Consider the following 3929-nt stretch of genomic DNA (forward strand, 5'->3'; position numbering starts at 1 on the left):
CCCACCCCCAGGTGGTGGAGAAAGCCGCCGTGCAGCACGCCTCGTCGGTGATCGGCATCATCTTGAAGAAGGCCTACCCGGACGAGCGCCAGCGCGAGAAGGACGCCAGCAAGTTCGTGGCGCTCGTGCTCCGCTCGCACGGCTTCTACACCTACGAGCACTGCACCCGGCTCATCGACCTGGCGTCCGATCTGGCCGAGATGGCCGGACACGGCGACCCGGAAACCCGCAAGCGCATCGCTGACGGCATGACCTACAAGGACCTGGGTGAGGTGGAGTATCTCATCTCCCGCAGCTCTCCCCGCCAGCGCCAGGTGCTCACCGAGTACCTGGGGGGCCAGAAGATGGCCCAGTCCGGCCTGCTGCACGACATCGGGAAGATCAAGATCCCCAAGGAGATCCTCTACAAGCCGGGCATGCTCACGCCAGACGAGGCCAAGACCATGCAGATGCACCCGGTGTACGGCGCCCAGATCCTCGAAGCCATCGCGCCGCTGGCGCACGCGGCACCCGCCGCGCGCCACCACCACGAGCGGTTCGATGGCAAGGGCTACCCGGATCGCCTGGCGGGCGAGCAGATCCCGTTCGAAGCCCGGGTCATCGCCATCGTCGACGCATTCGACGCCATGGCCGCCGATCGACCCTATCGAAAAGGGCTGCCCCTCGAGGTCTGTCGCAACGAGCTGGTGAAGGGGCGAGGCAAGCAGTTCGACCCCACGCTCGTGGAAGGCTTCATGGAAGTGCTCGACGCAAAGTTCGTGCGCGGCAGCGCCAACCTCGAAGACTACCGCCTCGGCCCGGGCGCCTGACGCGCGCATCGGCGCGGCGCACCTATCAGGTTCAGCTCCCCCCTGTACGCCCTGGAAGGGAAAGTAGGAGAGGCCTCGAAGCCCCCGACCGATTCGCGCAAGACTCGCCGACCCGGCGTTCGTGCTGCTCCGGAACATTCAATTCCGGGCACGCGTCTGAGGTGCGAGCACAACGGCGCGGCGTCTTCCTTTGACGTCACGTCGGCAGCGGTGCGCCCCCCGAAGGGGTGCCGCCCTCCGTCCTGGCCAGACCCTCTGTCTCGGCCGCCTGACGGCGGAACGCCGCCTTGTGCCGAATGCAACACTTGACCGTCAAGGAGCCGCATCTTCGATGATTGTGGTGGAAGAGCTCACAAAGCGGTTCGGTGAACGAGACGCCGTACAGAACATCTCGTTCACCGTAGACCGCGGAGAGATTCTCGGATTTCTCGGCCCGAACGGCGCCGGCAAGACCACGACCATGCGCATCCTCACCTGCTACTTCCCGCCCACCAGCGGGCGGGCCGAGGTCGCGGGGTTCGATGTCACGAAAGACTCGCTCGAGGTTCGCAAGCGGGTCGGGTACATGCCCGAGAACGTGCCGCTGTACCACGACATGCCGGTAGAGACCTACCTGGGATTCGTGGCCGATGTCAAAGGCGTGAACGCCCGCGAGCGGCGCAAGCACGTCGAGGCGATCCTCGACGAGACCTCGCTCACCGAGGTGCGTGACTACCCCATCAGCAAGATCTCACGCGGCTTCCGGCAGCGCGTCGGACTGGCCCAGGCCCTCGTGGGGAACCCAGACGTGCTGATCCTCGACGAGCCCACCGTGGGCCTCGACCCCAAGCAGGTCGTCGAGATCCGCACGCTCATCAAGAGCCTGGCCGAGCGCTCGACCGTGATCCTGAGCACGCACATCATGCAAGAGGTCGAGATGATGTGCAGCCGCGTCATCATCATCGACAAGGGCCAGATACGCGAGAAGGGCGAGGTCGCCAACCTGCGCGCCCGCCTGGCCCAGGGCGGTCTTGCCGAGGTGCTGGTGCAGGGCGCCACCCTCTCGGCCCTCTCCTCGTCGCTGGGCAAGGTCTCCGGCGTGGGCGAGATCTCCGAAACAGGCAAGGACGGAGACGCCACCCGCTACCAGATCGCGCTCACCGGATCGCGGTCGGTGATGGCCGATATCGCCGCGACCATCATCGGCAAGGAGTGGAAGCTGCTCGAGCTGCGACAGAAGGCCGACAGTCTCGAAGACATCTTCATCCGCGTCGTCTCGGGCGACAGCAGCAGCGCCGCAGCCTCTCCGAGCGCGGCAGAGAAGAAGGAGGCGAGCTAGCCGATGTGGGCCGTCTACAAGAAAGAGATGCGCCAGTACCTGCTGACGCCTCTCGCATGGATCGTCTGGGTCTGTTTCCTGTTCCTCGCGGGCTGGGTGTTCCAGTTCTTCATTCGTCAGGCGCTCGACAGCGTCTACGGCGGTGCCCCCGACCAGGGGCTGACTGACTTCGTCGTCACCCGCTACTTCGGGTTCAACAAGTTCATCTTGCTGTTCGTCATCCCCATCTTGAGCATGCGGCTCTTTGCCGAGGAGAAGCAGAGCGGAACGCTCGAGCTCCTCTTCACCTATCCGCTCACCGAGATACAGATGATCTTCGGCAAGCTCCTGGCGGCCCTCACGGTGGCCTGCATCATGGTGGGGCTGACGCTCCCGCCCATCTTCTGGGCCTCGAAGTACGGCGCCCTCGACTGGTCGGTTCTGGCGTGCACCCTCGTCGGCATCGTGCTGCTCGTGACGGTGGCGCTGAGCATCGGCATCTTTGCCTCGTCGCTGACGGGCAGCCAGGTGGTGGCCTTCATCATCACCCTCATCACGCTGCTCGCCCTGTGGCTGGCGGCGCCCCTCACCGACGGGCTGCAGCCGGGGCTCGGCCGCTTCGTGCACGAGCTCTCGCTCATCGACCACTTCGAGAACTTCGGTCGAGGCATCATCAACAGCAGCGACGTCATCTTCTACCTGAGCCTCTCGGCCTTCTTCCTGTTCCTGACGGCCAAGCAGCTCGAGTCCCGCAAATGGCGAGGTACGTCATGAAGAGAACCTTCATCTACGGCTCAAACACCCTCATCGCAATCGTCCTGTTCACGGCGATCCTGATCCTGATCAACGTGCTGCCCAAGGAGATGAAGGCCATCAACGCCTTCGGGATGCGCATCCCGCTCCAGAAGCAGTGGGACCTCACCGAGAACAAGAAGTTCACGCTCACCGACCAGAGCGTGAAGGTCCTCGCGCGTCTCGAGACCCCTGTGACGGCCATCGGCTTCGCGCAGAAGGGCTCGGCGGGCTACACAGCCCTCGAGGACATGCTCAAGCAGTACGCGTTCCAATCGCCCAGCTTCAAGTACCAGATCAGCGATCCGGTGCGCGATCGAACCCTGGCCATGCAGTACGGCATCAAGTCGATGCGAAGCCTCGTCCTCGAGACGAAGGGCGCTGACGGCAAGCCTCACCACGACACCGTGACCCTGCCGCCGAGCATGGGCGGTGCCGACTACCAGCAGATGGAGTCGAAGATCACCGCGGGGCTGCTGCGCATCATCAACCCGAAGACCGCCACGGTGTACTTCACACGCGGGCACGGCGAGGCCGAGATCGATGACCAGAACCCCCAGACCGGTCTCTCTCTCCTCAAGGCCGGCCTCGAGGGTGAGAACTATGTGGTCAAGAGCATCTTCCTCTACAACGAGAAGAGCGTTCCGGCTGACGCCACCCTGGTTGTGGTGGCGGGCGTGACCAAGGACTTCCTCCCCGATGAGGTGAAGGCGCTGCAGCGCTATCTCTCCGGCGGCGGGCGCATGCTCGTCTTCTACCCGTCCGACCCGTTGCAGATGAAGACGCTGTCGAACTTCGACGCGTTGCTGTCGGCGCAGGGCATCGTTGCGCAGAACGACCTGGTCATCAGCCAGCTCATCGCTCCGCTGAGCTCTCGCGAGCGCCTGCTCGCGCCAGCGGTCAACAAGTACGGCACCTCTCCCATCACCGAGCGGTTCACCGTGCCCACGGTGTTCCCCGTCGCGCGTTCGTTCAAGATCGACAAGCCCCCGAAGGACGCGCACGTGACCCCGCTGGCCACAACGGTGGCA

Annotated in this window: 4 protein-coding genes; all 4 read left to right on the top strand. The window is 64.4% G+C overall.

From position 1 onward, the window contains the following. Positions 1-809, top strand: an 809-nt coding sequence (locus EB084_21335; protein NDD30808.1) for an HD domain-containing protein, incomplete at its 5' end; no start/stop codon positions are given. A gap of 331 nt (positions 810-1140) precedes the next feature. Next, the gene (locus tag EB084_21340; protein NDD30809.1) at positions 1141-2127 is read left to right on the top strand and encodes an ATP-binding cassette domain-containing protein; all 987 of its coding nucleotides are present in this window, start codon (positions 1141-1143) and stop codon (positions 2125-2127) included. A 3-nt stretch (positions 2128-2130) separates the two neighbouring features. Then, complete coding sequence (locus EB084_21345; GenBank protein ID NDD30810.1) at positions 2131-2880, top strand: hypothetical protein; 750 nt, start codon at positions 2131-2133, stop codon at positions 2878-2880. Further along, on the top strand, positions 2877-3929 hold a 1053-nt coding region (locus EB084_21350; GenBank protein NDD30811.1), incomplete at its 3' end, for a hypothetical protein. The genes EB084_21345 and EB084_21350, both read left to right, overlap by 4 nt.

Source organism: Pseudomonadota bacterium (assembly GCA_010028905.1).
Taxonomy (GTDB): domain Bacteria; phylum Vulcanimicrobiota; class Xenobia; order RGZZ01; family RGZZ01; genus RGZZ01.

Coding starts and splice junctions, on each gene's coding strand:
- EB084_21340 (NDD30809.1), top strand. CDS start 1,141: ATGATTGTGGTGGAAGAGCTCACAAAGCGGTTCGGTGAACGAGACGCC.
- EB084_21345 (NDD30810.1), top strand. CDS start 2,131: ATGTGGGCCGTCTACAAGAAAGAGATGCGCCAGTACCTGCTGACGCCT.